This window comes from Sulfuricaulis sp. (genome assembly GCF_024653915.1).
In the GTDB taxonomy this organism is placed as follows: Bacteria; Pseudomonadota; Gammaproteobacteria; order Acidiferrobacterales; family Sulfurifustaceae; genus Sulfuricaulis.
Genome location: NZ_JANLGY010000001.1, coordinates 43,658 through 69,079, shown reverse-complemented (window position 1 = coordinate 69,079; position 25,422 = coordinate 43,658). Strand labels below are relative to the sequence as shown.

Genomic DNA, 25,422 nt, shown 5'->3' with positions numbered 1-25,422 from the left:
AGCCGGAATTGTAAAGACCCAAGCCGGCGCGCGGAGAGGAATAGCAGGCATACGGCGCTCTTGGAACAGATATGATTTATTGATATCCGTCAAAGTAGAAATACGCCTGCCGCGCCATTATTTTGCTACTGGGCAGACGTCTCTTGGGTGTTCCTAACATTCGCAAGGAGGCGAGACCATGAAAATCCAGAGGATACGCGAAATTGCCCGTGAGCAGGGGCTGGCACTCGGTAAGGCCGAGAAAGCCGAATTGATCAAGGCGATCCAGATCAAGGAAGGCAATTTCGACTGTTTCGCCACAGCCTATGAAGGTGTGTGCGATCAAACCGCTTGCCAGTGGCGCGAAGATTGTTTCGCCACGGCCAGGAGCGCGAAACACTCCTGAAGTCGGTGGCACGGACAAGGTGAAGGAGGCGCCATGTTTCTCAGGCACGTTTCGAGTGGCGACATTGTGGAAGTGATGGATGTCGAAGCCCTCTCTAATCCTTTCAGGAATGAAGTCAAGGGCAGGTTCCACGCCGGTGAAGAGATGCCGGACCCGACCGGCTTCCGCAAGTCCGATATGACATTCCTTTCCGGCGAGCGCCTGCCGCGCTGCTGGGTGGATCCGTACTACAAGGAGCGGAAAATCTGAAATCAGGGTATCCTTGTCGTTCAGGATGTGATTCGCGAGAAGGGAGTCACGCTTACCAGTTACCTATGCACCAAAGGGGAGCATGATTATGCAGATTCCGTTGCAGATAACCTTGAAAGACATGCCGCAATCCGACGCCGTCGAGTCCCGTATCCGCGAGAAAGCCGAGAAACTCAGCCGCTTTCATGAAAAGATCATCAGCTGTCGTGTGGTGGTGGAGACGCCGCAGCGACACCAGCATCAAGGCAAGCTCTACAGCGTTCATATTGACCTCTCCGTGCCCGGCGCGGAATTGGTGGCGAACAAGGCGCAGCATGAGGATGTCTATGTCGCGATCCGCGATGCCTTTGTCGCCATCACCCGGCAGCTGGAGGATTTCGCGCGGCGTCAGCGTGGCGATGTGAAGGCCCATTCCACGCCTGGCACCTGATTTTCGCGCCGCGCCTTGTCGCGGAAATTGCCCCCGCGCTGTGGCGGGCGCGCTGCTGGGCATGATGGCCGTGGGTAGCGTTCATGCCATGGGTTCGTTCGAGACCGACAAGCCCGATCCGGAATTCAGTGTGTGTGGTTTCGTGCGCGAGCCGCTGGCATTCTGGACATTTCGTCGTGCCGCCGGCTCGCCGGATTCTCGAAGACTGGCAGGCCTACGCGGCGTTGAACCCATCCATTTCGAAACCCTTGATAAACGCCGGCTCGGTGGTTACCGCTTGCGTGCTTCGGGGAATCCCCGGGGGTATCTGCTGGTGGCGCAAGGCAATGCCATGCTTGCTGACCAAATCATGGGTGAGTTGCAAGTCTTCCGCGACCGGGGATTTGATGTTTACGTTTACGATTATCGGGGTTACGGCCTCTCCGCGGGCAGCAGCCGGCTGAATGCCATTGTTTCCGATTATCGCGAGATCGTTGCGCATCTCAACCGCCAGGATTATTCCCGCCGCGTTCTATACGGCATGTCGATGGGCGGGATTATTCTCTTGAATGCCGTAGGCGCCACCAGTGAATATTCCGCGCTTGTTGTGGACTCTTCGCCCAGCCGTATTTCACACCTGGGGTGCCCTGAGCAGTTCGATCCCGCTAATCATCTGCCGGCAGACTGCTCACGTCTGCAGCTTGTCATCGGGGAGCGCGATCGTGTCGTGTGGCCAGCGGAAATGGAGGAGCTCATGATCGCGGTAAAGGATCGTGGCGGCAGGGTAGTGCGACGCCTGGATTACGCGCATCCGTTTCAGGATGCCACGCCCGGGATTCACCGCCGACGGCTGGAGGAAGTAGCCGATTTTCTTTCGCGTTGACGGACACCCGGCGCGGAGTTTTGCAAGCGCTTGTATAGTTGCAGATATTCGGCAGCACTGCGACGCCAGGAGAAATCCTGACGCATTCCGACGGACATGATTCGTTTCCAGCGCCCAGCATCTCTCCACAGCGCGAGTGCACGATCCACGGCTCCAAGCAACGTACCAGCATGCGCTTCCTGGAAAACGATGCCATTGGCCTTGCCGTTCGCGATGTTTTCATCCGTGGCGTCCACCACGGTGTCAGCCAGGCCGCCAACTCGATGGACGATTGGAATGGTTCCGTAACGCAGGCTGTAGAGCTGATTCAACCCGCAGGGCTCGAAGCGTGACGGCATCAGGAACATGTCCGACCCAGCTTCGATCCGGTGCGCCAACCCCTCGTCATAACCGATGCATACCGCGAGCCGGTCAGCGTAGCGCATGGCCTGTTTACGCAGGGAGTCTTCGTATCCAGTCTCTCCGCTTCCCAGCAACACCAGTTGCAAGGGCCGATGCATGAGCGCGGGGAGCGTGTCGAGCACCAGATCTATACCTTTCTGTTGCACCAGTCTGCCGACCATGCCAATCAGCGCTGTGTTTTTATCCTGCGGCAAACCGAATTCTTTTTGCAGTGCCAGCTTGTTGGCAGTCTTGTTACGTGGTTGGCGCAGGGAAAAAGGCTTGCTGATAAACGAGTCACGCGCCGGATTCCATTCTGTATCGTCGATGCCGTTCAGAATCCCGGTCAACCGGGCGGCGCGATGGCGCAATAGACCATCCAGACCGTCACCGAATTCTGGCGTCTGGATTTCACGCGCATAGTTTGGGCTAACGGTGGTTAGTTGATCGGCAAACACGAGGCCGCCCTTTATGAACGACATCTGGCCGTGAAACTCGACCGCTTCGGGTGACCAAAGTTCTTGTGGCAACGCGAGTGCCGTGAAAGTCTGGTAGGGGAAAAGACCCTGATAGGAAAGATTGTGGATGGTGAAAAGCGTCGACGGTCTTGATTTTTCCCGCGCCAGCAGCACCGGCACCAGCCCTGTCTGCCAGTCGTGACAGTGCACCACGTCTGGGAGCCACTTAAGTGTTGTGCGACCGAGCGCCAGCGCCGTGGCCACATGCGCCAGCAGTGCGTAGCGCATGGGATTGTCTGGCCAAGGTTGACCGTGGGGGTCAAGATAGGGATTGCCGGGCCGGTCGTAAGCGGGCGGAAAATCGACAAGCCATGCAATGACCGGCGTACCAGGCAGCTTGCCTTCGAGGATTCTCACGGGCGATTCGAGGCCGGGAACGGTCAAAGTGACCACGTGTTTGAGTTTGCCGGTGCGCGCCAGGGTGTCGCGGTAGGCAGGGAGCAGCAGACGCACGTCGGCGCGCAGAGACTGCAACGCGACGGGCAGGCTGCCGGCGACATCGCCCAAACCGCCGGTTTTGACCAGCGGGTGGGCCTCGCTCGCCACGAACAGGATTTTCGGCATTTTGAGTCTTTTAAATGAAAACCAAAATCTTAAACCACGGGGAGCACGGGGCATGAAAGGCAGCAGCAGAGCAGGAAAGTCTTCCTTGCCCTTTTACATGCTTTTCCCCGTGTCCCCGTGGCTTGAATTCTTTTGATCATTGTTTCCCGGAAGCGGGTAGTGTATTTGAATTCATGGTGTTGTGGTAAATTCAGAAATCATCGCCGTATATGGATAATTACGCGGGACAGCCGACTCCAAAGGAAGTGCGATCGTGAATCCGGGCCAATCCTCACAACACATCACCAGACTGACACGCGACACCCTGGCCCTCATTCTCGCCGGTGGGCGCGGATCGCGATTGAAGCATCTCACCCTGTGGCGCGCCAAACCTTCGATGCCCTTTGGTGGCAAGTTCCGTATTATCGATTTCCCGCTCTCGAACTGCATGAATTCCGGCATACGACGTGTCGGAGTGCTAACACAGTACAAGGCGCATTCGCTCATCAAGCACATCCAGCGCGGCTGGGGCTTTCTGCGCGGCGAGCTGAATGAATTTGTGGAACTCTTGCCGGCCCAGCAGCGCATCGAGACTTCCTGGTACACCGGCACCGCCGATGCGGTTTACCAGAATCTCGACATTATTCGAAACCACGATCCGTCCTACGTGCTGATCCTCGCTGGCGATCATGTTTACAAGATGGATTATGGCTCGATGCTGCTGCATCACATCGACAGCAAGGCAGACGTTACCGTTGGCTGTGTCGAAGTGCCGGTGACGCGAGCGCGTGAGTTTGGCGTGGTGCAAGTGGACACGAACAGCAAGATTATTGGGTTTCAGGAGAAGCCGGAAAATCCGGAATCTATACCAGGCCGTCCTGATACCACGTTGGCCTCCATGGGAATTTACCTGTTCAACACCCGGTTCCTGTACGAGCAGCTCATCCGCGACGCCGACACCGCGTATTCATCGCATGATTTCGGCAAAGACGTCATTCCCTCGATCATCGATTCCTATCGCGTCATGGCCTACCCGTTCCGTGATCCGGCCACGGGTGCACAGCCTTACTGGCGCGACGTGGGCACCATCGACGCCTTCTGGGAGGCGAACATCGAGCTGGTCGGGGTCACGCCCGAGCTCAATCTCTACGACGCCAAGTGGCCGATCTGGACCTATCAGGAACAGCTGCCGCCGGCCAAATTCGTATTCGATGACGACGACCGCCGCGGCATGGCCGTGGATTCGATGGTGTCGGGTGGCTGCGTCATCTCCGGGTCGCGCATAAGCCATTCTGTGCTGTTCTCGAACGCCAAGGTGCACTCTTACTGCGACGTTGTTGATTCCGTTGTATTGCCGGATGTCGTAATCAACCGCCATTGTCGGCTCAAGCGGACGGTGATTGACAAGGGCTGTAGTGTCCCGGAAGGCACGGTGATCGGGGAGAATCTCGAAGAAGACGCCAAACGATTCTACGTAAGCCCCGGGGGGGTAGTGTTGGTCACGCCGGAGATGCTGGGCCAGGAAATGCATCATGCCCGATGACATCCGCTTAAAAGTTGTTCTCTGTTGGCACATGCACCAACCGGAATATCGCGACCTGGTAAGCGGCAACCACCACCTGCCATGGACTTATCTGCACGCCATCAAGGACTACACCGACATGGTGGCGCATCTCGAGGGCGTGCCCGCGGCACGCGTTGTAGTCAATTTCGCTCCGCTGCTGCTTGAGCAGATAGAAGACTATGCAAAGCAGGTCGAAGGTTTTCTCACCAACAGTCTTTCCATCCGAGATCCCGTGCTCGCCGCTCTTGTCAGTCCCGCGTTGCCGCCTTCGGAAGAACAGCGCGTAATGCTCATCAAGGCCTGCCTGCGCGCCAATGAGTCGCGCATGATAGACCGATATCCTGCCTATCGCCGTTTGGCTGACATGGCGAAATGGATTGTGGCGCATCACGATTCCCTCCGTTACATGAGTAACCAGTACCTTGCGGATCTGCTGGTGTGGTATCACCTCGCCTGGCTCGGCGAAACGGTGCGCCGCGGCGATGCACGCGTCAGGCGTTTGCTGGAAAAAGCGTCGGGTTACACGCTCCACGATCGGCGCGAGTTGCTCACCGTCATCGGCGAATTGCTGTCGAACGTGATTCCTCGCTACGCACAGTTGGCCGCGCGCGGGCAGATTGAACTTTCCGTCACGCCCTATGCCCATCCCATTTCGCCATTGTTGCTTGATTTTTCCTGTGCGCGCGAAGCCATGCCGCAGGCACCTTTGCCATTGTTGCCGCAGTATCCCGGCGGCGAAGAGCGTGCAAGCTGGCATATCCGTGAAGGCATTGAAACGTTCCGTCGGCATTTTGGTTTTGCGCCCGTTGGTTGCTGGCCATCGGAGGGTGCGGTGAGCGCACCCACCCTGAAATTGCTGGCGGCAGCGGGTTTCCGTTGGGCCGCGAGCGGCGAGGCTGTGCTTCACAACAGTCTGATCCATTCGGGCCACGCGGATCACCACATGAAAGAGGCCTGGCTATACCGGCATTATTCAGTTGCCGAGAGCGGCATGAGCTGTTTCTTCCGCGACGACGGATTGTCGGATCTCATCGGCTTCACTTATGCCACCTGGCACGCCGAAGACGCGGTCAGCAACCTCGTGCATCATCTGGAAAACATCGCGCATTGCTGCCGCGCACACCCCGAGCATGTTGTTTCGATCATCATGGATGGGGAGAATGCGTGGGAGCACTACCCGGAGAATGCCTATTTCTTTCTAAGTGCGCTTTATCGACGTCTGTCGGAACACCCCGGTATCGAACTGACCACTTTCTCCGATTGCCTGAAATCCGTGGCAGCCAAACCTCTGCGCCAGCTTGTCACCGGATCGTGGGTATACGGCACGCTGTCAACCTGGATCGGCGAGCCGGACAAGAACCGCGGTTGGGACATGCTCGGTGACGCCAAGCGCGCATTTGACGACGCGATGGTCCGCCTCGATGCGTCACACCTTGAACGCGCCAGGCGCCAGCTTGCCATCTGCGAGGGCTCGGATTGGTTCTGGTGGTTCGGTGGCGATAATCCGGCCACAACGGTGGCCGATTTTGAACAGCTTTACCGTCTGCATCTCACCAACCTGTATCAACTGATTGGCGTGGAGCCACCGGAATATCTGGCGCAAGTATTCACGCGTGGCGGGGGTGCTCCCGTGCACGGTGGCACCATGCGCCCCGGTCAGCTTTCCACCGGATGATTCCCGCCGTCCTCGAACAGCGGCGCGCCGGGGTGTTGCTCCATCCCACGTCGTTGCCGGGCGGCGTCGGCAATGGCGACCTGGGTGCCGATGCACACCGTTTTGTGGATCTCCTGGCGCAGACCGGATTCAGTGTTTGGCAGATGTTGCCGCTCGGTCCGACGCATCGCGACGGCTCACCCTATGCGGCGTTGTCGCTGCACGCCGGCAATCCCATGCTCATCAGCCTCGACAGGCTCGTCGAATGGGGATGGCTGGAAGGGGACAAGCCCGACAGCACGGTAAATGCCATCACTTATCGTCTCGATCGGCTCACACAAGCGCATACCACCTTCATGCAGCGCGCTTCGGAATCCGAGATTCAGGCCTTTGAGACGTTTATCAACGCGCAAGCGCACTGGCTGGAAGACTATGCGCTGTATCGCGCTTTGCGCCGGGAATATTCCGGCCAGGCCTGGTTCCAGTGGCCGGCACCGTTGCGCGACCGTGAACCGGAGGCCTTGGCCGCGGTGCGCGTGCGGCTTATCGATGAAATTGCGCATGTGTATTTCGAGCAATTTGTCTTTGAGCGTCAGTGGCAGGCGCTGCGCACGTACGCGGCGGAGCGCAACGTACTGCTGTTCGGAGACATGCCGATATTCGTGGCGCATGACAGCGTCGATGTCTGGACTCAGCGCGAATATTTCCAGCTCGATGACAGTGGACAGCCTGCGATGGTAGCGGGAGTGCCGCCAGATTATTTTTCCGCACAAGGCCAGCGTTGGGGAAACCCATTGTACCGTTGGAACCGGATGCAGGCAGACGGATTCCGCTGGTGGATTGCGCGCATGACCACCGAATTCAGGCGTTTCGATTTAGTGCGCGTGGATCACTTCCGCGGATTTGAGGCCTGCTGGGAAATTCCGGCAGCGGATAGAACCGCGGTGAATGGACGTTGGGTCAAAACGCCGGGCGATGCACTGTTCGAATCACTGCGAAAACATTTTGGCAGCCTGCCGCTGGTGGCGGAAGATCTCGGCCTGATCACGCCGGAAGTGCTCGCGTTGCGTGACAATTATGAATTGCCCGGGATGGAAATCCTGCAATTTGCCTTTGACAGTGGCGCGGACAATCCTTATCTGCCGCACAATCATCGTCAGGCCAGCGTGGTTTACACCGGTACTCATGACAACGACACGACGTTGGCCTGGTTCGAGGATCTGCCGGCGGAACGGCAGTTGCGCGTGGTGGAATATCTTGGTTATCCTCATGAGCCGATGCCCTGGCCAATGATCCGCGCCGCGCTGGCTTCGGTTTCGCAACTGGCGGTCATTCCCATGCAGGACGTGCTGGCGCTGGGACGTGGGCAGCGAATGAATACTCCCGGCATTTCGGACGGGAATTGGAGTTGGCGTTTTACCTGGGATCAGTTACCGCCCGACCTGACGGAACGCCTGATGCGGATGGCGAAGTCCTATGGAAGGATGTAAATACTACAGCCAGAGCATGTAGCCTGATTCAAATCGGTGCGACAGGGCTGGGTGGAAAGGGAACATGCGGATTTTGTAATACTGCAAGCCCGATAGCCGTGGATTAAGATCCAGCTTGAACTGGGTTTCGCCCGACTGGTCCGGCGTTTCGGCGGTGAAAATATGGCTGTCCAGTCTTATGAACTCGCCGTTCTCCGATTCATATCCCACCAGGCATTCCACCAGCACGTCGTCCGGATGCAAGCCGTTCAGGCGCGTCTTCACACGCAATTCAAGCGCTTCACCGGCGCGGATTTCCGACCGATTGCTGTCGACTCGCCACACACTGACCTTCGGCCAGCTTTGATCGAGCCGTTTGCGCCACGAAGCAATCTCCTTGGCGCGCGCGAAGTTGTTTCCCATCATCATCAGGCGCTGCCGCTTGGCAGGGGCGTAATAGTTGCGGACGTAATCCATTACCATGCGCTGGGCATTGAAACGCGGAATCAGAGACTTCATTGAATTCTTGGATTTCTTCACCCAATTTTCCGAATAGCCGTGGCCATTACGGCCGTAATAAAGCGGAATCACCTGCTTTTCCAGGATATCGAGCAATTCCTGGGCTTCCTCGCGGTCACGGTAGCTGCTGTCGTATTGCGGGCCGTGCGGTGTGATCGCCCAGCCATTGTCGCCGTTGTAACCCTCGCCCCACCAGCCGTCGAGCACGCTCAAATTGATGACACCGTTGATGCCGGCCTTCTCACCGGAAGTGCCGCTGGCCTCCAGTGGGTACTCGGGATTGTTGAGCCAGACGTCGACGCTGGTCACGAGTTTGCGCGCGAGCGCGAGGTCGTATCCTTCCAGCAGGATGATCTTGCCTTCAAATTCCGGGCGACGTGAATATTCGTGGACGATTTCAATCAGTCGCTGTGCCGGCAGGTCGTGTGGGTGCGCCTTGCCGGCGAAAATAAACAGCACGCGTCGTTTCGGATCATTTAGGAGTTGCGCCAACCGCACCGGGTCGGAGAACAACAGCGTGGCGCGCTTGTAGGTGGCGAAGCGCCGGGCAAAACCCACCGTAAGTACGTCAGCATCGTGCGGGGTAAGGTACTGAACATAGCGCTCGATCAGTGCTTCGCTGGTGCCATTGCGATGATGCTGGAAGATCAACCGACGCTTCACCTCGGCAAGCATTTCCGCTTTCAGCGATTGGTGCAGGCTCCAGTAACTGTGATCGGGGATGTCGTCGATGTGTTTCCAGAATGCCTCGTTGAGGAGCTCGCTACGCCAGCCGCCACCAAAGCGCATATCAAAGAGGTTCGACCACTCGCGCGCCAGAAACGTAGGCACGTGCACGCCGTTGGTGATGCAACCGACCGGGTTTTCCTCCGGCGGGATCTGCGGCCAGATGTAGGCTGCCATGCGCGAAGCTACGTCGCCGTGAATGCGGGAAACCCCGTTGCGAAAACGTGAACCGCGGAAGGCCAATGCTGTCATGTTAAAGCCGCCCTGTCCGTCGGGACTCGAGCCCAGGGAGAACAGTTTCTCCATGTCCAGGCCAAGCGCCTTCACTTTATGACCGAAATACCTTCCCATCAGTACGTAGTCGAAGATGTCGTGGCCGGCGGGTACGGGGGTATGGGTCGTGAAAACAGTGTTGGCCGCCACCAGTTCCAGGGCGCTGTCGAAATCCAGACCCTGGGCGACAAATTCGCGGCAGCGCTCCAGAATCTGGAAGGCAGCGTGACCTTCATTGATGTGCCATACCGTGGGTTTGTGGCCGACGGCGTTCAGTGCGCGCACACCGCCAATGCCGAGAACCATTTCCTGCTGAATGCGCGTGTTGATGTCGCCGCCGTATAACTGATAGGTGATGCGCCGGTCGGACTCGTCGTTTTCCGGCAGATCGCTGTCGAGCAGGTAGAGCGTGATATGGCCGGCCTTGGCCTTCCAGACCTTAAGTGTGATGCGTTTGTCCGACAGGTCGATATGCACGTGGATTTCCTTGCCATCCACATCCAGTGCCGGAGCCACCGGCAGGTCGGAGAAATGCGTGGGCTGGTAGTGCGCGACCTGGCTGCCGCGCGCGTCAATGGTCTGGGTAAAATAGCCCTGCCGGTAGAGCATGCCGACGGCCACGAAGGGGATGTTGAGATCGCTTGCCGCCTTGCAATGATCGCCTGCAAGGATGCCAAGGCCTCCGGAGTAGATCGGGAAACTCTCATGCAGACCGAATTCGGCGCAGAAATAGGCCACCAGGTCTTCCTTGGGGTCGAGATATTGCAGAATGTCGGCGCGCGCGGTTTCCTGCTGGTAGGTGTCGTAGACAGACAGGACGCGGTTGTAATCCTCCATGAACACGCGGTCTTCGGCGGCTTCATTCAGCCGTTTCTGCGCTACGCGCCGGAGGAATACCTTGGGATTGTGTCCGCAGGATTCCCACAGTTCGCGATCGAGGCGGAAGAACAACGCGCGCACTTCGCGATCCCAGCTGTAAAGCAAATCGTTGGCCAGTTCCTTCAGGCGCTTCAGGCGTTCCGGCAGGACCGGCTGAACTTCAAGTGTGTAGCGTGTGCCGGGCATATTTTCTCTTGGTTCGTTCTGGGACAGTCTCAGGCTACATAGTATAGTATGACGTCCCCGTTCAGGGTGACTGCGGCAATTCCGCGCCGCTTATGCGTTACCCGGCCAACGTCATGCGTAAATCCGATTTTAATTATTCCCTGCCCCCGGAGTTGGTAGCGCAATATCCAGCGTCACCGCGCACATCCAGCCGCTTGTTGCATCTTGAAAGTGCCAGCGGCGTTATTCGCGATCTGCGTTTTACCGATCTGCCGAGTCTATTGCAAGCGGGAGATCTGCTTGTTTTCAATGACACGCGCGTGATTCCGGCGCGACTCCTTGGGCACAAGGACAGCGGCGGGCGCATTGAAGTGTTGATCGAGCGCCTGCTGGATGCGCATCGTGCGCTGGCCCAGGTGCGGGCCAGCAAATCGCCCAAGCCGGGACAGAAGTTAATGCTGGAAGGGGACGTAACGGCCGTGGTGCAAAGCCGTGACGGCGAGTTCTATGAACTTACATTTGATACGGATAAGCCAATCCTGGATATTCTGGATCGCATCGGTCATGTACCGCTGCCGCCCTACATCGGACGCGCGGATGAAACCGCCGACCGCGAGCGTTACCAGACGGTGTACGCACGCCAGCGTGGGGCGGTGGCGGCACCCACGGCCGGTCTGCATTTCGACGAGGCCATGCTCAGCCGGCTGAAGGAGATGGGCGTGGACAGCGCCTTCGTCACGCTGCACGTCGGCGCCGGCACGTTTCAGCCGTTGCGGGTTGACGATATCCGCGAGCATCGCATGCATGCGGAATATCTTCGAGTTATGCCTGATGTCTGCGATCAAATAAATGCCGCAAAAAATGAAGGTCGTCGCGTGGTGGCTGTTGGCACAACGGTGGTAAGGGCACTGGAAACGGCCGCACGGGACGGGCGCGTGAATACCTTTGAAAATGAAACTGATATTTTTATTTATCCCGGCTATCGCTTCCAGATTGTCGATGCGTTATTGACTAACTTTCATTTGCCGGAATCCACTTTGCTCATGCTGGTGTGCGCTTTCGGCGGAACGGGAAATGTGATGAATGCCTATTCTCATGCAGTAGAGCAGAAATACCGTTTCTACAGTTACGGAGACGCGATGTTCGTCACGCGCTCGCGCTGAAATTGGCGGCGGGCGCGTCTCCTGACGAGCGCCAGCATGCCGAGAAACAGGGAAACCATAACCCAATCTCCGCCGCGCGGCGTTTTCGATGGTGTCGTCGCGATGGAGCAGCCTCCCGACTGGGCGGACTGATTTGAGCCGGTTGTCGTCACCACCGCCTGCGCGCCGGTATGAGTAATGCTGTTAGCCGTCAGGTCTTCATCGCCGCGTTGGCCGTCCACGAAATGCAGCAAAATCTTGTCGCCCAGGATCTCGGCGCCGGTTGTGCCGTCGAACGCAAAGTCGTACCAGTGTGGAGTCGGATTATCCGGCGTCGCGCCGTAGGCGTAATAGTGGGTCGGGCGCACGGAGGCGCCGTCACGCAGTGTCACGATACGACCCGCTGAGCCCATAACACCACTCACCTTCATGGTATGTATTCCATTGTTGAAATGGACGGATTGGTTTTGTGGAGAGGAGAAGCTCGACAGCAATTTTAATGCGTAGTCTTTTGTCGCAGTCCCGACAAAAGCAGGGTCAAATGCCATATCAACATCGGCCGTAAACGTTGGCATGGTTCCCAGATCCGTGCGCGTTGATGCGACATTGGGGATGCGGTTCACCATCACGAGTTTGTTGTTTAAATCCAAGTCTGATGCCGGGTCGAAACTATTGATGACGGGCAACTCGTTGAATGGCATTGTCTGACTAGGAGAGATCCATAAATTTGAAGGCTGTACCGACAAGTTGGTGATCGCATCGACGACATTCATCCCGGCGATTACGTCTCCGAAAACAGTGAATCCGCCGCTATTGTTGGGGTTGTCGAGAGCTGCCGAGTTATCAGCATAGTTAATAAACCATTCGCTGGTGGCGCTATCGGGATTGGCTGTTTTGGCCATTGCGATCTTGCCGCGGACGTTCGACCGCAATGGAGAGAATTCATTTCTAATCGGTGAGTCCACCTGAATATGGCGAACGACGGATATTCCCTGGGAATACTCATAGTACTCGTATCCACCCCCCTGAATGACCGAAACGCTGCTGGAATTTATCGTCGCGTGGCGATGGATGAATCCGTTGGTCGTGTAACGGCCACTGCCAGCGTAGTGCAGAAAGTTTGTGACAGTTATTGGGGCCTGATCGTCGTAAAGCTCGATGTCAATATTGCCGGCCGGAGTATTGCCGAAATTGATCTCCATCCGCACGATTGTGTTTGCTGTAAGTAGAGGCGAGGAGAGCGCCGACGCAATGGCGGCACAGGCCGTGATTCTCCAATACGCCCGGCCGCGCCCATGACAACGAAAGAAAATAACGATCAGGGAAATTAACGACGAGACTTTCACAACCCTCCTCCCGCTCCCTGTACATTGAAGGAGCTTATTTATTCCTCGCATTTTCACATAACGCGCAGAAGGCTCCAAATGCGGAACTAACCGGCTGTTTTAGTGTGCTTTTGCAGCAGCGATAAGTCTCCGCAGAACTGGCATTGCTGTATGTCATTGACCGCGCCGCATGCGATAGGGGTGCGGAGCGGCTGTGCTACCATCGACGCTCGCCATGAGTCTGAAATTCGAATTGCTGGCCACTGACGGTGCAGCCCGTCGTGGTCGTATGGTCTTTGAGCGTGGGGCGGTCGAAACGCCTGCTTTCATGCCAGTCGGCACTTACGGCACCGTTAAGGGCATGACGCCGGAGGAACTGCGCGAGATCGGTGCCGAGATTATTCTGGGCAATACCTTTCATCTCATGCTGCGGCCGGGCGTGGATGTCATCAAGGCGCACGGTGGGCTGCACCGCTTCATGCACTGGGATGGCCCCATCCTCACCGACTCGGGCGGGTTTCAGGTGTGGAGCCTGGGGCAATTGCGAAAGTTGAGCGAGAAGGGCGTGCTATTCCAGTCGCCGGTGGATGGCACGAAGATTTTTCTCGGACCGGAAGAGTCCATGGCGGTACAGCAGGCGCTCGACGCCGACATCATCATGATCTTTGACGAATGCACGCAGCATCCGGCGACCGAGCCCGAGGCACGCGCCTCGATGGAGCTGTCGTTGCGCTGGGCCGAGCGGTCGAAGGTCGCGCATGAGAATCATTCAGCTGCGCTTTTTGGCATCGTGCAGGGTGGAATGTATGAACATTTGCGGGATATTTCGCTCACCGGGCTTAAGCAAATCGGTTTTGACGGCTATGCCATCGGTGGCCTGTCCGTGGGCGAAACCAAGACCGACATGTTCCGCATTCTCGACCATCTCGCGCCGCAGATGCCGACCGACAAACCGCGCTATCTCATGGGCGTGGGCACGCCGGAAGACCTGGTCGAGGCAGTGCGCCGCGGCATGGACATGTTCGATTGCGTGCTGCCCACGCGCAACGCGCGCAATGGCTGGCTTTTCACCCATGATGGGGCGGTCAAAATCAAGAACAGTCGCCACGCCCGCGACACCGGGCCGGTGGATGCGTTGTGTGACTGTTATACTTGCCGGAATTACAGCCGTGCTTATATCCGCCATCTTCAGCAAGCCAACGAAATTCTGGGTGCCCGGCTCGCCACGATCCACAATCTGCACTATTACCAGCGTCTGATGAAGGGTTTGCGTCACGCAATAAGTGAAAAAAAGCTGGATGATTTCATCGAGAAGTTTTATCGTATGCGCCGCCCGGAACCCCCGGACAGTCCTGAAAACTGAAAGAATAGACAGGATTGGCAGGATTTCTCAGGATTTACAGGATTAAACCCGATTTGAATTAAATCCTGTTAATCTTGAACAATCCTGTTAATCCTGTGAATTTTTGTTGAGAGGAATTATCAATGAATATCTTTATCTCTGAAGCTTGGGCCGAGGCCCCGGCCGCCGCCGCGGGCGCTTCGCAGGGCAGTCCTTTCATGACGCTGATCATGCTCGGTGTGCTGTTTGCGGCTTTTTATTTCATCCTGATTCGACCGCAGGCCAAGCGCGCCAAGGAGCACAAGGCCATGATCACCGCACTGGCCAAGGGTGACGAAATCGTCACCGGCGGCGGTGTGCTCGGGAAGGTCACGAATCTCAGCGATGGCTATATCACGGTGGACATCGCCGACGGCGTGGAGATCAAGGTACAACGCCAGGCGGTACAAACCGTTCTTCCCAAAGGCACGATCAAGTCGGTGTAATAAATTTAACCGCGGAGATCGCAGAGGGCACAGAGAGCTTGAAATTTAAAAAAGCTAACTTATATAGTTTCTCTAGCGAACTCTGCGCCCTCTGCGGTGCAAAATAAATTAAATGAATAAATATCCGCTCTGGAAATACCTCCTGATTCTCGTCATTGTCGTGATCGGCTTTGTTTATGCCTTGCCGAACATTTACGGCGAGTACCCCGCGGTCCAGATTTCTCCCACACGCACCACCAAGGTTGACCAGGCCCTGCTTGCGCGCGTCGAGGGAAAGCTCAAACAGTCGAATATCGCATACACCGCAGCGGCACTTGATGAGCAGGGCGCGCGGATCCGCTTTGTCGATACGGAGACCCAAATACACGCACGCGATCTGATCCAGAATGAGGTGGGCGATAAATATGTTGTGGCGCTCAATCTGTTGCCGGCAACACCGGCCTGGCTCGCGGTGGTCAATGCCAGGCCCATGTATCTTGGCCTCGATCTGCGTGGCGGCGTGCATTTTCTGATGCAAGTGGACACGGCGGCGGTGCTCAAGAAAGCCGAGGAAAATTACACCGACGACATGCGCCGCATCCTGCGCGAGAAAAAAGTGCAGTATCTGACGGTGAACCGGCTGGAGCGCGGCGGCATCGAGATCCGCTTCCGCGACAAGGCTGAACGTGAAAAGGGCCTGGAAGTGGTGCGCAAGGAACTGCTTGATCTTGAATTCAGCGAAATAGAGCGCAGCGGGGACTTCGTTATCAGCGCACAAATGAAGCCAACCTCGGTCACGGAAAAAAACCGCTTCGCGTTGGAACAGAATATTACCTCCCTGCAAAACCGCGTGAATGAACTCGGTGTGGCTGAGCCGATCATCCAGCAGCAGGGGCAGGATCGCATCGTGGTGCAGTTGCCCGGTGTGCAGGACACCGCGAAGGCCAAGGAAATCCTCGGGCGCACGGCAACCCTCGAAATCATGATGGTGGACGAGGAGCATGACTTGGCGGGTGCGCTTTCCGGTCAGATACCGGCCGGCTCGAAGCTCTACAAGATGCGCGATGGACGTCCGATCCTGCTCAAGAACCGGCTGATCTACTCGGGTGACAACATTATCGACTCCGCCCCGGGTTTTGACAGCCAGTCTAGTACCCCGATCGTTTCCATCACCCTCGACGCCCGCGGTGCGGCCATCAATCAACGTGTCACCGGCGAGAATGTCGGCAAGCGCATGGCGGTGAACTACGTCGAAATCAAATCGGACACCAAACTTGACGAACAGGGCAGGCCGGTGCTGGATGCGAACGGGCGTCCGGTGCGCGTGACCCGGCGCGTGGAAGAGGTGATTACGGCGCCCGTGATTCGCTCACAATTGGGCAAGCGCTTCCAGATCGAAGGCCTGGATTCGGTGCAAGAAGCGAATGAGCTCTCGTTGTTGCTGCGCGCCGGCGCCTTTGCCGCGCCGGTCGAGATCATCGAAGAACGCACCGTGGGTCCGAGCCTCGGCGCTGATAATATCGCCAAGGGTTTTCAGTCAATCTGGGTCGGTTTTGCGGCGATCGCGCTTTTCATGATCGTCTACTACGTCGTCTTCGGGTTCATCTCGGTGGCGGCGCTGGCCGTCAACGTCGTGTTGCTGGTGGCCTTGTTATCCATGCTCCAGGCCACGCTGACGCTGCCCGGCATGGCCGCGATCGCGCTGACCGTCGGCATGGCGATTGACGCCAACGTGCTCATCAACGAGCGCATCCGCGAGGAATTGCGCAACGGCAACACCCCGCAGGCCAGTATCTATGCCGGATACGAGCGCGCGTTTGGCACCATCTTCGATTCCAACGTCACCACGCTGATCGCCGGCCTGGCGCTGTTCCTGTTCGGCTCGGGAGCGGTGCGTGGATTCGCGGTCGTGCTGTGTCTCGGCATCATGACCTCGATGTTCAGCGCGGTGATGGTGTCGCGCGCCATGGCCAATCTGCTGTACGGCGGCCGGCGCAAGCTCGAAAAAATATCCATCGGCAACACCGCCTGGAAAGAAACCAGTCTGGCGCAGGGATAGAGACGCACCATGGAATTCTTCAAGATCAAAAAAGACATCCCCTTCATGCGCTACGCGCTGGTGTTCAACGTGATTTCGGCCGTCACGTTTGTCCTCGCGGTGTTCTTCCTGATTAGCAAGGGACTGAATTTTGGCGTCGATTTCACCGGTGGCACGGTGATGGAGGTTAGCTACACTCAGCCGGCCAATGTCCCCCAGATACGGGATGCGCTCACCAAACTCGGCTTTCCGGACGCCGCCGTGCAGAATTTTGGCACCGCGCGCGATGTCCTGATTCGCCTGCCGTTGAAAAAAGATACGTCCAGCGCCAATCTTTCCGAGACCGTCATAACGTCCCTGCGTCAGACGGACCCCGCTGTCGAGCTGCGACGCGTGGAATTTGTCGGCCCCCAGATCGGAAGCGAACTGGTGGAAAACGGCGCGCTGGCGCTGTTGTTCGTGTCCATCGGTATCGTGCTCTACCTCTGGTTCCGGTTCGAATGGAAATTCGGCATAGCGGCGATCATCGCCAACCTGCATGACATCGTGATCATTCTGGGTTGCTTTGCGTTGTTCCAGTGGGATTTCTCGCTGCCGGTGCTGGCGGCCGTGCTCGCGATCCTGGGCTATTCGGTGAACGAGTCGGTGGTGGTGTTTGATCGCGTGCGGGAAAATTTTCGCAAGTTGCGCAAGAGTAATACGATCCAGATCATTGACAACGCCATTACACGCACTATCTCCCGCACCATCATCACACACGGCAGCACCCAGATGGCCGTGCTCGCGATGTTGTTTTTCGGCGGCGAGGCGCTCCACTATTTTGCTTTGGCGCTGACCATCGGCATCCTGTTCGGGATATATTCCTCGGTACTGGTGGCGAGCCCCATCGTCATGTGGCTGGGTGTTTCGCGCGAAGACCTGATGCCGTCCAAGAAAGACACGATTGAGGACGGACGTCCTTAAATAATCTTCCTCTCGTTATTTCTGTCCTATCCTAGAGTTGTGCGCCTGATGGCACAATGGAATAATTCCCCTACCTGCGGCCCAGCGCAGGTGCTTTCCACTACAAGCGAGGAGATGGCGATGATCCACGGATTTACGCGGGTGCGGCTGGGATTTTTCCTGTTGTTTCTGTTTCTGGTCTCCGGTTGTTCCGAGAAATTCATTTACCCTGAAGATGAGCGGTCGCAGGCCGAGCCGGTGCGTTCGGCTGACTGGATCGCCATGCTGCCCGAAGGCGAAACCCGGCGGCAGGTGATACTCGGGTGCACGCCGTGCCATCAGATGGGCCCACCGGTGGCCTACCGCAAGTCGCTGGAGGAATGGCGCGAGGTCATCGCGCGCATGAAGAAGACCGACGACAGCCTTGAACTCAATCTCATCCGGCTCGATACCGAGGAACTGGCGCAGTGGCTGACGGCCAACGCCAAAATGCCCAAGCACGGGCGCTACTTCGAGACGGCGAAAGCAGACATCCGCGAATACCCGGCCGGGGCCAAGACCGGTTTCTATCACGACATGACGGTGAGCGCAGGCCGCGCCTGGACCGCGGACTACTTCGGCAACAAGCTCTACGGCACCGATATCGAGAGCGGCGCGGTGGAGAGTTTCGATATTCCCGTGACGGTCGAGCCGGGCAAGCCGGGCGGGGCGCACCAGATCGACACCACACGCGACGGCATGGTCTGGATGACCTTCACCAAGTCGGAGCAGGTGATCCGCTTCGATCCCAATAAGAAAGAATTCAAGGTTTATTCCGATTTCCAGAAGGGCGCGAACATCCAGTATTTCGTGATGGATGCCGAGCGTTACATCCACGAGGACGCGGATGGCGGCATCTGGATGACCAACTTCTCGCGCGAATTCCTGACTCGCCTCAAACCGAAGACCGGTGAAGTGAAGAACTTCACGACGCCGCGCACGACCAGCTTGCCGGAGAAGGGCGTGCACTTGTACGCCGCGGTCGCCGACAGCCAGGGCAATCTCTGGTACACCGAAACCCACGGCAACCGCCTCGGCATGCTCGACCCCAAAACCGGAACGGCTTGGGAACAGGACATGGAGCAGAAATCCGTCGGGCCCAAGCGCCTCGCCATCGACAAGGACGACGTGCTGTGGATACCGGAGTTAGCGACCGGGAAGATCACCATCTACGACACGCGCAAGCGCAAGGTCACGGACCGGATCGCGCTGCCGATCCCCGGGGATTTTCCCTACGGCATCCGCCGCAACCGCTACACCGGCGATTTCTGGATCACCGGCTCGGGTTCCGACAGTCTTTACCGGCTCGACCCGAAGACGAAGCAATTCACGATCTACCGCCTGCCGCGCCGGGGCGCGTACACGCGCACCGTGAGCTTCACTGAGAACGGCGACGTCTGGACCAATTACGCTTCGTTTCCGAACGCGCATACCCAGATGCCGTTCGACACCAGCGCGGTGGTGCGTCTGCGTCCGCAGAGTAAATGAGTGCGTACGAAATGTGCAGCGGTAGGAACGAGAGTCCGCTGAAAAGCTTGTCGTCACCCCGGCGGAAGCCGGGGTCCAGATAATTTAAGGCAATAAATGCATTAATAAACTGGATTGCGGAATACATCCCTGTATTCCGCCCTTCGGGCCAGCCTTCAGCTGTCCAAAATCGCTCCCGGCGATTTTGTCCGGCATTGCCGGAATGACGGCTGATTAGCGGGGAGAAAGCTTGCGAGGCCATCATGCATCGGTGGCCTGAATCGTATATCCTTAGCCGCTTTTCAGCCCGCCTGAACCCCACCGCTGGGGGTTGGGGACGATGCGGGACACCACATACAGGAGTTCAGGGCCTCAATGTTCACCAAAGACATGACCATCAAGGGTTTTGACGATGAGCTGTGGACCGCCATCCAAAACGAGAACCGCCGTCAGGAAGACCACATCGAGCTGATCGCCTCCGAGAATTACGCCAGCCCTCGCGTGTTGCAGGCCCAAGGTTCGCAGCTTACCAATAAATACGCTGAGGGTTATCCCGGCAAGCGCTACTACGGCGGATGTGAATACGTGGACGTGGCCGAGCGCCTCGCCATCGAGCGCGCCAAGCAGTTGTTCGGCGCGGCCTACGCTAACGTGCAGCCGCACTCGGGTTCGCAGGCCAACGCCGCGGTGTACATGGCGCTTTTGAATCCGGGCGATCACATTCTTGGCATGAGTCTCGCGCACGGCGGGCATCTCACGCATGGGGCGAAGGTGAATTTCTCCGGAAAAATTTATAACGCGGCGCAGTATGGCCTGAATGAAAAAACCGGCGAGATCGATTATGCGCAGGTCGAGCGTCTGGCGCAGGAACATAAGCCAAAAATGATCGTAGCCGGTTTCTCCGCCTACTCGCGCGTGGTGGACTGGCAGCGATTCCGCGAAATCGCCGACAAGGTCGGCGCCTATCTGTTCGTGGACATGGCGCATGTGGCGGGACTGGTGGCGGCGGGCATTTATCCCAACCCGGTGTCGATCGCCGATGTCACCACGTCAACAACGCACAAGACCCTGCGCGGACCGCGCGGCGGCATCATTCTGGCCAAGGCCAATCCCGAGATCGAGAAAAAGCTGAACTCAATGATTTTTCCCGGCACGCAGGGCGGCCCGCTCATGCACGTCATCGCCGCCAAGGCCGTGGCCTTCAAGGAAGCGCTGGAACCGGGGTTCAAGACCTATCAGCAACAGGTGCTGAATAATTCGCGCGCCATGGCAAAAGTCATGATCGATCGCGGCTACCAGGTTGTTTCCAACGGCACCGACAATCACTTGTTCCTGGTGAGTTTCATCGACAAGGGTCTGACCGGGAAAGATGTCGAGGCGGCCCTGGGTGAGGCGCACATCACGGTGAACAAGAACACCGTTCCGAACGACCCGCAATCCCCGTTCATTACCAGCGGTATGCGCATCGGCACCCCGGCGATCACTACGCGCGGTTTTGGCGAGAAAGAGTCGCGCGATTTGGCCGGCTGGATTTGCGATATCCTCGACCGCCTGGGCGATGTCTCGGTGCGCGCCGCGGTACGGGCCAAGGCGCAGGAGATTTGCCGCAGATTTCCGGTTTATGAATCAAGTAGCAACTAGGCCGCTCTCGGCATCCTGCCTTGCGCGACACTTGTACGTCCCTGTACATCGCAAGTTTCAAGTAGCAAGTATCAAAAACACGTGGGAAATTTTTACCTTGTTACTTGCTACTCGCCACTTGCTACTATTTTGAAATATGCGCTGCCCGTTCTGTTCCGCCGATGAAACCCGCGTCGTGGATTCGCGCCTGTCCGATGATGGCGATTCCGTGCGCCGGCGGCGTGAGTGCGAAGTCTGCGGTGAACGTTTCACCACGTTTGAACGCGCCGAACTGCGTCTCCCGCAAGTGATCAAATCCGATGGGCGGCGTGAACCCTTCAATGAAAAGAAACTGAACAACGGCCTTGCGCGCGCGTTGGAAAAGCGCCCGGTGGATACCGATGCCGTTGAAAAGATCATTGGACGCATCCGCCACAAACTGATGGCGAGCGGCGAGGGCGAAGTGCCTTCGCGCCAAATCGGCGAGTGGGTCATGGATGAGCTGAAGGAGCTCGACCCGGTCGCGTACGTGCGATTCGCGTCCGTCTACCGCAGCTTCGATGATCTGAACGCTTTTCGCGACGAGGTGCAACGTCTGCAGAATGAGCCCAGCGCCGAGCTGCGACGCAAACAGCTGTCTCTGATCCCCGAACCGGAACCATCAGTTAAACCACCGGCTGGTAACGGTCGCAAGCCGTCCGGGAAAAAGTCATGACTACCTCCGCCGCCGATGCGCAATTCATGGCGCGTGCGCTGCAACTGGCGCGCCGCGGCCTGTACACCACCGATCCCAATCCACGCGTGGGTTGTGTCATCGTCAAGGACGGCAGGATCGTCGGTGAAGGCTGGCATGAACGCGCCGGACAACCGCACGCCGAAATCGATGCCTTGCAGAAAGCCGGTAAGATGAACACCCACAGTGCCGGCGTGTACCTGACGCTGGAACCGTGTTGCCACGAAGGACGCACTCCGCCCTGTACGCCGGCGCTCATCAAGGCGGGTGTAAAGCGCGTGGTGGCAGCCATGCGCGATCCCAATCCATTGGTGTCGGGTAAGGGGTTCAAGGAACTCGAGGCCCATGGAATCCAGGTCGCGGTCGGCCTGATGGAGCGTGAGGCCGAGGCGCTTAATCCGGGCTTCATCAGCCGCATGACGCGCGGTCGTCCCTATGTACGGGTGAAACTCGCCGCCAGCCTCGATGGCCGAACTGGCATGGCAAACGGCGACAGCAAATGGATTACCAGCGAAGCGGCGCGCGCTGACGTGCAAAAATGGCGTGCGCGCAGCTCGGCGATTCTGACCGGCGTGCAAACCGTGCTGGCGGACGATCCGCAGCTGACCGTGCGTGATTTCAAGACAGGGCGACAACCACTGAGAATCGTGCTCGACAGCCGCTTGCGCATGCCGCCCAAGGCACGCATGTTGCGTGGCGATGGCGAGACACTGATAGTGACGGCCAGTGACGATGTGGCATCGTCCAATGCACTGAAGGCCGCCGGCGCCCAGGTCGCGCATTTCTCAACACCTCATAAATCCGTGGATCTGGCGGCGTTGCTCAAGCACCTGGCCTGGCTGGAAGTGAATGAAGTCCTGGTCGAGGCAGGCGCCACCCTGTGTGGTGTGTTGCTGCGCCAGGGCCTGGTGGATGAGCTGGTGCTGTATTACGCGCCCCATGTAATGGGTAGCCATGAGCGCGGCATGTTCCTGTTTCCACCGTTACTGCGCATGTCCGATCGTATCAACCTGGAAATCACGGATTCCAGGGCCGTGGGACAGGATTGGCGATTCATTGCCCGGGTGAGTGAAAAAAAGAGCTGAAATGTTCACCGGAATAATTCAAGCCGTTGGAAAAATCGCCTCCATCGAGCAGAAGGGTGTCGACTCGCAGGTGCGCATTGATACCGGCCGGCTTGACATGTCGAACGTTAATACCGGTGACAGCATCGCCGTCAGCGGTATATGCCTGACAGTCGTAGAGCATTCCACATCGGGATTCTCCGCTGATGTTTCGGGAGAGACGCTTTCACGTACGACGCTGGTTGCATTTCGACCCAGCGATGCCGTGAATCTGGAAAAAGCCCTGACGCTTGGTACTCCGCTGGGGGGACATCTGGTCAGTGGTCACGTGGACGGAGTGGGAACGGTTCTCAGCCGCGAGCCAGAGGGGAGATCGGTGCAGTTCAGATTCCAGGCGCCGGATGTATTGGCCCGTTATATCGCGGAAAAGGGCTCGATTTGTGTGGATGGTGTGAGCCTCACGGTCAACGCCGTCAACGGCGCAAAATTCGATGTGAACATCGTGCCACATACATTGACTGAAACCACGCTGGATAATCTGCGACCGGGTTCCAAAGTAAATCTGGAGGTGGATTTGCTGGCGCGGTATCTCGAGCGACTCATGCTCGGCGAAGGCGCCGCCCAAGACAGTTCAGGCATCACACACGATTTTCTTGCCAGGCACGGCTACATCAAATAGATGATTATTTCCGGGAGACTACCTGGAAATTAACGCTGGTTTTGGCAAGCAGTGTGGTGCGTGAGGTATTTTTCGCTTTCAACACCAACTTGCTGACGATACGATATTTTCCCGGCGGGGCCTTCTCCGGAATAGGCAGTGACGTATCGCCAATGTAGTACCCGCTGGTGCGCAGTTGGTTGCCAATGGTCTCCACCTTGGTGGCAATCAAGGCACCGTCGGCGGTGTAAAATTCCCGCACTTCCTCCAGCGCCAGGTTCCCGCCTGTTTTCCGCTGCAGATAAAATTCCTTGTAGACGATAAGATGGTTGCAGGGAGCGATTTTGGGTATTTCAACCCGCATTTTGTACAGTCGCACGACGGCGCGCGCGTCTTTGGGCAAAGATTTGAAATTTCGTGCGGCGGTTTCTGAATCCGATTCCAGAAAATGGTATTGAGTGGTGTAGTCTGCTTCCTGGCGATTCTCCTCGAACTGTGCGCAGGTCGTTTCACGAAACGACGCGCAGCCGGAAAGCAGCAGGCCTAAACCAGCGAGGACGGCCGGTAATATCCGCTTGAGTGGAATGAAGTACAGCACCTGTTTCATGGCCGTCCCTGGCTGTGCTGTGGCTTAGCCACCCCAGGCTTGCCGCAGCGTTTCGTATTTGTCCTTGCGCTCGATAACCCTTTGGGGTGTGTAGGCTTTTGTTTCGCGTGACTCCGTCGGTTTATTCGCGGGCGAAGCTTTTTTCCACTTGACCGCTTGTGTATGCATCGCCTCGTCCGATGGGTTACGTGACGGACCAAGATGTACGGGAAAGAAACCAAGTATAAGTGCCAGCAGAAACACGGCCGACACCATGGAAAAGTCCATCCAGACTCCACCCCAGATGCGATGCGATGAATTCTCTGTAGAACGGTGTTTGTGATGTGTCCCCGAAATAATGCCGGCGTCGGCCGATTGCCGGCGCTCAACCAGTCCCAGCTCCTGCAGCGCCGTGCGGAATTCCGTCACGGATTGGAAGCGCCGGTTCGGGTCTTTGGCGATGGCCTTGAGAATGACGGATACCAATTCGCGTGGCAGTCGGCGCTGGAATTCCTTGGGACTGGGCGGATTTTCCTGAACATGCGCGTGCATGAGGCCGTAATCGGTGCGACGCTCGAACGGCAACCTTCCGGTAACGGCCTCGAACAGGCTGATGCCAAGCGTGTAAACGTCGGAACGGCAATCCGTCTCACGCCCATTGATTTGTTCGGGTGATATGTACAGGAGCGTGCCGACCATGGCGCCATTTTGCGACGGATCATGATTGTCCATCAGCCGGGCGATGCCAAAATCCATCAGCTTGATCTCGCCGTCGCGCGTGATGAAAATATTGCTGGGTTTGAGGTCCCGATGCACCACGCCCATGCGATGGATGTGTTCCACGCCGCGCATGGCCTGCTCGAACACGCGCATGGCTTCGGGTACGGACAGGGGCCCGTAATGGCGCAGACGGCTCTCAAGCGTTTCACCCTCGACATATTCAAGCACCAACACCTGGCCTACGGGATGGTCCATCAGCTCGTATAGCGTGACGACATGGGGGCTGTTCAGCCGCGCCTGGGCCTGGGCTTCGGTGTGAAACCGTTTCAGATATTCGGGGTATTTTTTGAGCTTGGGAGGGAGCACCTTGAGCGCGACCGTGCGGTTGAGCTCGGTATCGTGAGCGCGATACACAATGCCCATGCCGCCCACGCCGATCCGGCTCAGCGTCAGGTAACGACCGACCATGCTGCCGGGTTCAAGCGGCTCCGCTGCCGATTCTTCAACGGGTTGGGTAGTGAGCTGTGCTCGACGTTCGGTGAAGCGGCCGGCGATAATGACCGTGCTTTGCAGTTTGTCGGCCTTATTGGTCTTGGCGGACATAGTTGTGTGTACCCGGCATAAATAAAGGGTTCACGGACGCCACCCCCCTGGCAGTACCCGCA

22 protein-coding genes are annotated in these 25,422 nt (G+C 57.5%); 17 read left to right on the top strand and 5 right to left on the bottom strand.

The annotated features are described in order from the left end of the window. Positions 1–178: 178 nt before the first annotated feature. The 4 genes from NUV55_RS00315 (at position 179) to NUV55_RS00300 (ending at position 1,926) form a co-directional block, all read left to right on the top strand. On the top strand, positions 179–385 hold the full coding sequence (locus NUV55_RS00315; RefSeq protein ID WP_296669357.1) for a hypothetical protein: 207 nt from the start codon (positions 179–181) through the stop codon (positions 383–385). A gap of 33 nt (positions 386–418) precedes the next feature. Then, positions 419–634, top strand: coding sequence for a hypothetical protein (locus tag NUV55_RS00310; protein ID WP_296669354.1), 216 nt, complete (start codon positions 419–421; stop codon positions 632–634). Positions 635–722: 88 nt separating this feature from the next. After that, positions 723–1,064, top strand: coding sequence for a ribosome-associated translation inhibitor RaiA (gene raiA, locus NUV55_RS00305; RefSeq protein WP_296669353.1), 342 nt, complete (start codon positions 723–725; stop codon positions 1,062–1,064). A gap of 40 nt (positions 1,065–1,104) precedes the next feature. Continuing rightward, positions 1,105–1,926, top strand: coding sequence for an alpha/beta fold hydrolase (locus NUV55_RS00300; protein WP_296669351.1), 822 nt, complete (start codon positions 1,105–1,107; stop codon positions 1,924–1,926). Here the strand turns inward: NUV55_RS00300 and glgA are convergent. Next, positions 1,881–3,389 carry a glycogen synthase GlgA gene (glgA, locus tag NUV55_RS00295; protein WP_296669350.1) on the bottom strand — a complete coding sequence of 503 codons (1,509 nt, stop codon included), beginning with the start codon at positions 3,387–3,389 and terminating at the stop codon, positions 1,881–1,883. The genes NUV55_RS00300 and glgA overlap by 46 nt on opposite strands. 253 nt (positions 3,390–3,642) lie before the next feature. On the opposite strand from glgA, the gene glgC reads away from it, so the two are divergent. Genes glgC through malQ form a run of 3 tightly spaced genes read left to right on the top strand, consistent with a single transcriptional unit; the run spans position 3,643 to position 8,076 of the window. After that, positions 3,643–4,911: a glucose-1-phosphate adenylyltransferase gene (glgC, locus tag NUV55_RS00290; RefSeq protein WP_296669348.1), complete on the top strand. Its 1,269-nt coding sequence runs from the start codon at positions 3,643–3,645 to the stop codon at positions 4,909–4,911. A gap of 31 nt (positions 4,912–4,942) precedes the next feature. Beyond that, positions 4,943–6,607 carry a glycoside hydrolase family 57 protein gene (locus NUV55_RS00285; RefSeq protein ID WP_296669347.1) on the top strand — a complete coding sequence of 555 codons (1,665 nt, stop codon included), beginning with the start codon at positions 4,943–4,945 and terminating at the stop codon, positions 6,605–6,607. After that, complete coding sequence (gene malQ / locus NUV55_RS00280) at positions 6,604–8,076, top strand: 4-alpha-glucanotransferase (protein ID WP_296669345.1); 1,473 nt, start codon at positions 6,604–6,606, stop codon at positions 8,074–8,076. Before NUV55_RS00285 ends, malQ begins: the two co-directional genes overlap by 4 nt. Before the next feature lie 3 nt (positions 8,077–8,079). Here the strand turns inward: malQ and glgP are convergent, their stop codons facing one another. Further along, the gene (gene glgP / locus NUV55_RS00275) at positions 8,080–10,638 is read right to left on the bottom strand and encodes an alpha-glucan family phosphorylase (protein WP_296669344.1); all 2,559 of its coding nucleotides are present in this window, start codon (positions 10,636–10,638) and stop codon (positions 8,080–8,082) included. Between the two features lie 113 nt (positions 10,639–10,751). On the opposite strand from glgP, the gene queA reads away from it, so the two are divergent. After that, positions 10,752–11,780 (top strand): tRNA preQ1(34) S-adenosylmethionine ribosyltransferase-isomerase QueA, encoded by a 1,029-nt coding sequence (gene queA / locus NUV55_RS00270; protein ID WP_296669342.1) that lies wholly within the window; start codon positions 10,752–10,754, stop codon positions 11,778–11,780. On the opposite strand, the gene NUV55_RS00265 is transcribed toward queA, so the two are convergent. Next, entirely contained in the window at positions 11,744–13,105 is a 1,362-nt protein-coding gene (locus tag NUV55_RS00265; protein ID WP_296669341.1) for a peptidylprolyl isomerase, read from the bottom strand. The genes queA and NUV55_RS00265 overlap by 37 nt on opposite strands. 220 nt (positions 13,106–13,325) lie before the next feature. Here NUV55_RS00265 and tgt point away from each other — a divergent pair, with 220 nt between their 5' ends. From tgt to NUV55_RS00220, 9 genes are all read left to right on the top strand, one after another. Beyond that, the gene (tgt, locus tag NUV55_RS00260; RefSeq protein WP_367280305.1) at positions 13,326–14,447 is read left to right on the top strand and encodes a tRNA guanosine(34) transglycosylase Tgt; all 1,122 of its coding nucleotides are present in this window, start codon (positions 13,326–13,328) and stop codon (positions 14,445–14,447) included. Positions 14,448–14,575: 128 nt separating this feature from the next. Further along, positions 14,576–14,911, top strand: coding sequence for a preprotein translocase subunit YajC (gene yajC / locus NUV55_RS00255; protein WP_367280304.1), 336 nt, complete (start codon positions 14,576–14,578; stop codon positions 14,909–14,911). A gap of 112 nt (positions 14,912–15,023) precedes the next feature. Then, on the top strand, positions 15,024–16,949 hold the full coding sequence (gene secD, locus NUV55_RS00250) for a protein translocase subunit SecD (protein ID WP_296669336.1): 1,926 nt from the start codon (positions 15,024–15,026) through the stop codon (positions 16,947–16,949). A gap of 9 nt (positions 16,950–16,958) precedes the next feature. After that, positions 16,959–17,891 carry a protein translocase subunit SecF gene (gene secF / locus NUV55_RS00245; protein WP_296669335.1) on the top strand — a complete coding sequence of 311 codons (933 nt, stop codon included), beginning with the start codon at positions 16,959–16,961 and terminating at the stop codon, positions 17,889–17,891. 120 nt (positions 17,892–18,011) lie between these two features. Beyond that, positions 18,012–19,397, top strand: coding sequence for a hypothetical protein (locus tag NUV55_RS00240; protein ID WP_296669333.1), 1,386 nt, complete (start codon positions 18,012–18,014; stop codon positions 19,395–19,397). Between the two features lie 354 nt (positions 19,398–19,751). Then, positions 19,752–21,017: a serine hydroxymethyltransferase gene (gene glyA, locus NUV55_RS00235; protein ID WP_296669331.1), complete on the top strand. Its 1,266-nt coding sequence runs from the start codon at positions 19,752–19,754 to the stop codon at positions 21,015–21,017. A 136-nt stretch (positions 21,018–21,153) separates the two neighbouring features. Beyond that, entirely contained in the window at positions 21,154–21,711 is a 558-nt protein-coding gene (gene nrdR / locus NUV55_RS00230) for a transcriptional regulator NrdR (RefSeq protein WP_367280300.1), read from the top strand. Further along, the gene (ribD, locus tag NUV55_RS00225) at positions 21,708–22,814 is read left to right on the top strand and encodes a bifunctional diaminohydroxyphosphoribosylaminopyrimidine deaminase/5-amino-6-(5-phosphoribosylamino)uracil reductase RibD (RefSeq protein WP_296669330.1); all 1,107 of its coding nucleotides are present in this window, start codon (positions 21,708–21,710) and stop codon (positions 22,812–22,814) included. The genes nrdR and ribD overlap by 4 nt, the downstream gene beginning before the upstream one ends. A 1-nt stretch (position 22,815) precedes the next feature. Continuing rightward, the gene (locus NUV55_RS00220) at positions 22,816–23,472 is read left to right on the top strand and encodes a riboflavin synthase (protein ID WP_296669327.1); all 657 of its coding nucleotides are present in this window, start codon (positions 22,816–22,818) and stop codon (positions 23,470–23,472) included. Between the two features lie 4 nt (positions 23,473–23,476). Here NUV55_RS00220 and NUV55_RS00215 read toward each other — a convergent pair whose 3' ends face one another. Together NUV55_RS00215 and NUV55_RS00210 are read right to left on the bottom strand one after the other, a co-directional pair. After that, complete coding sequence (locus NUV55_RS00215; protein WP_296669326.1) at positions 23,477–24,058, bottom strand: hypothetical protein; 582 nt, start codon at positions 24,056–24,058, stop codon at positions 23,477–23,479. Positions 24,059–24,082: 24 nt separating this feature from the next. After that, positions 24,083–25,360 carry a serine/threonine-protein kinase gene (locus NUV55_RS00210; RefSeq protein ID WP_296669324.1) on the bottom strand — a complete coding sequence of 426 codons (1,278 nt, stop codon included), beginning with the start codon at positions 25,358–25,360 and terminating at the stop codon, positions 24,083–24,085. Positions 25,361–25,422 lie beyond the last annotated feature (62 nt).

What these genes read in the sequence shown, in the direction of transcription:
- nrdR (WP_367280300.1), top strand. Translation starts at nt 21,154, where the DNA reads ATGCGCTGCCCGTTCTGTTCCGCCGATGAAACCCGCGTCGTGGATTCG.
- ribD (WP_296669330.1), top strand. Translation starts at nt 21,708, where the DNA reads ATGACTACCTCCGCCGCCGATGCGCAATTCATGGCGCGTGCGCTGCAA.
- malQ (WP_296669345.1), top strand. Translation starts at nt 6,604, where the DNA reads ATGATTCCCGCCGTCCTCGAACAGCGGCGCGCCGGGGTGTTGCTCCAT.
- secF (WP_296669335.1), top strand. Translation starts at nt 16,959, where the DNA reads ATGGAATTCTTCAAGATCAAAAAAGACATCCCCTTCATGCGCTACGCG.
- queA (WP_296669342.1), top strand. Translation starts at nt 10,752, where the DNA reads ATGCGTAAATCCGATTTTAATTATTCCCTGCCCCCGGAGTTGGTAGCG.
- NUV55_RS00315 (WP_296669357.1), top strand. Translation starts at nt 179, where the DNA reads ATGAAAATCCAGAGGATACGCGAAATTGCCCGTGAGCAGGGGCTGGCA.
- NUV55_RS00240 (WP_296669333.1), top strand. Translation starts at nt 18,012, where the DNA reads ATGATCCACGGATTTACGCGGGTGCGGCTGGGATTTTTCCTGTTGTTT.
- NUV55_RS00220 (WP_296669327.1), top strand. Translation starts at nt 22,816, where the DNA reads ATGTTCACCGGAATAATTCAAGCCGTTGGAAAAATCGCCTCCATCGAG.
- raiA (WP_296669353.1), top strand. Translation starts at nt 723, where the DNA reads ATGCAGATTCCGTTGCAGATAACCTTGAAAGACATGCCGCAATCCGAC.
- glgA (WP_296669350.1), bottom strand. Translation starts at nt 3,389, where the DNA reads ATGCCGAAAATCCTGTTCGTGGCGAGCGAGGCCCACCCGCTGGTCAAA.
- glgP (WP_296669344.1), bottom strand. Translation starts at nt 10,638, where the DNA reads ATGCCCGGCACACGCTACACACTTGAAGTTCAGCCGGTCCTGCCGGAA.
- NUV55_RS00210 (WP_296669324.1), bottom strand. Translation starts at nt 25,360, where the DNA reads ATGTCCGCCAAGACCAATAAGGCCGACAAACTGCAAAGCACGGTCATT.
- NUV55_RS00310 (WP_296669354.1), top strand. Translation starts at nt 419, where the DNA reads ATGTTTCTCAGGCACGTTTCGAGTGGCGACATTGTGGAAGTGATGGAT.
- secD (WP_296669336.1), top strand. Translation starts at nt 15,024, where the DNA reads ATGAATAAATATCCGCTCTGGAAATACCTCCTGATTCTCGTCATTGTC.
- NUV55_RS00285 (WP_296669347.1), top strand. Translation starts at nt 4,943, where the DNA reads ATGCACCAACCGGAATATCGCGACCTGGTAAGCGGCAACCACCACCTG.
- NUV55_RS00215 (WP_296669326.1), bottom strand. Translation starts at nt 24,058, where the DNA reads ATGAAACAGGTGCTGTACTTCATTCCACTCAAGCGGATATTACCGGCC.
- glyA (WP_296669331.1), top strand. Translation starts at nt 19,752, where the DNA reads ATGTTCACCAAAGACATGACCATCAAGGGTTTTGACGATGAGCTGTGG.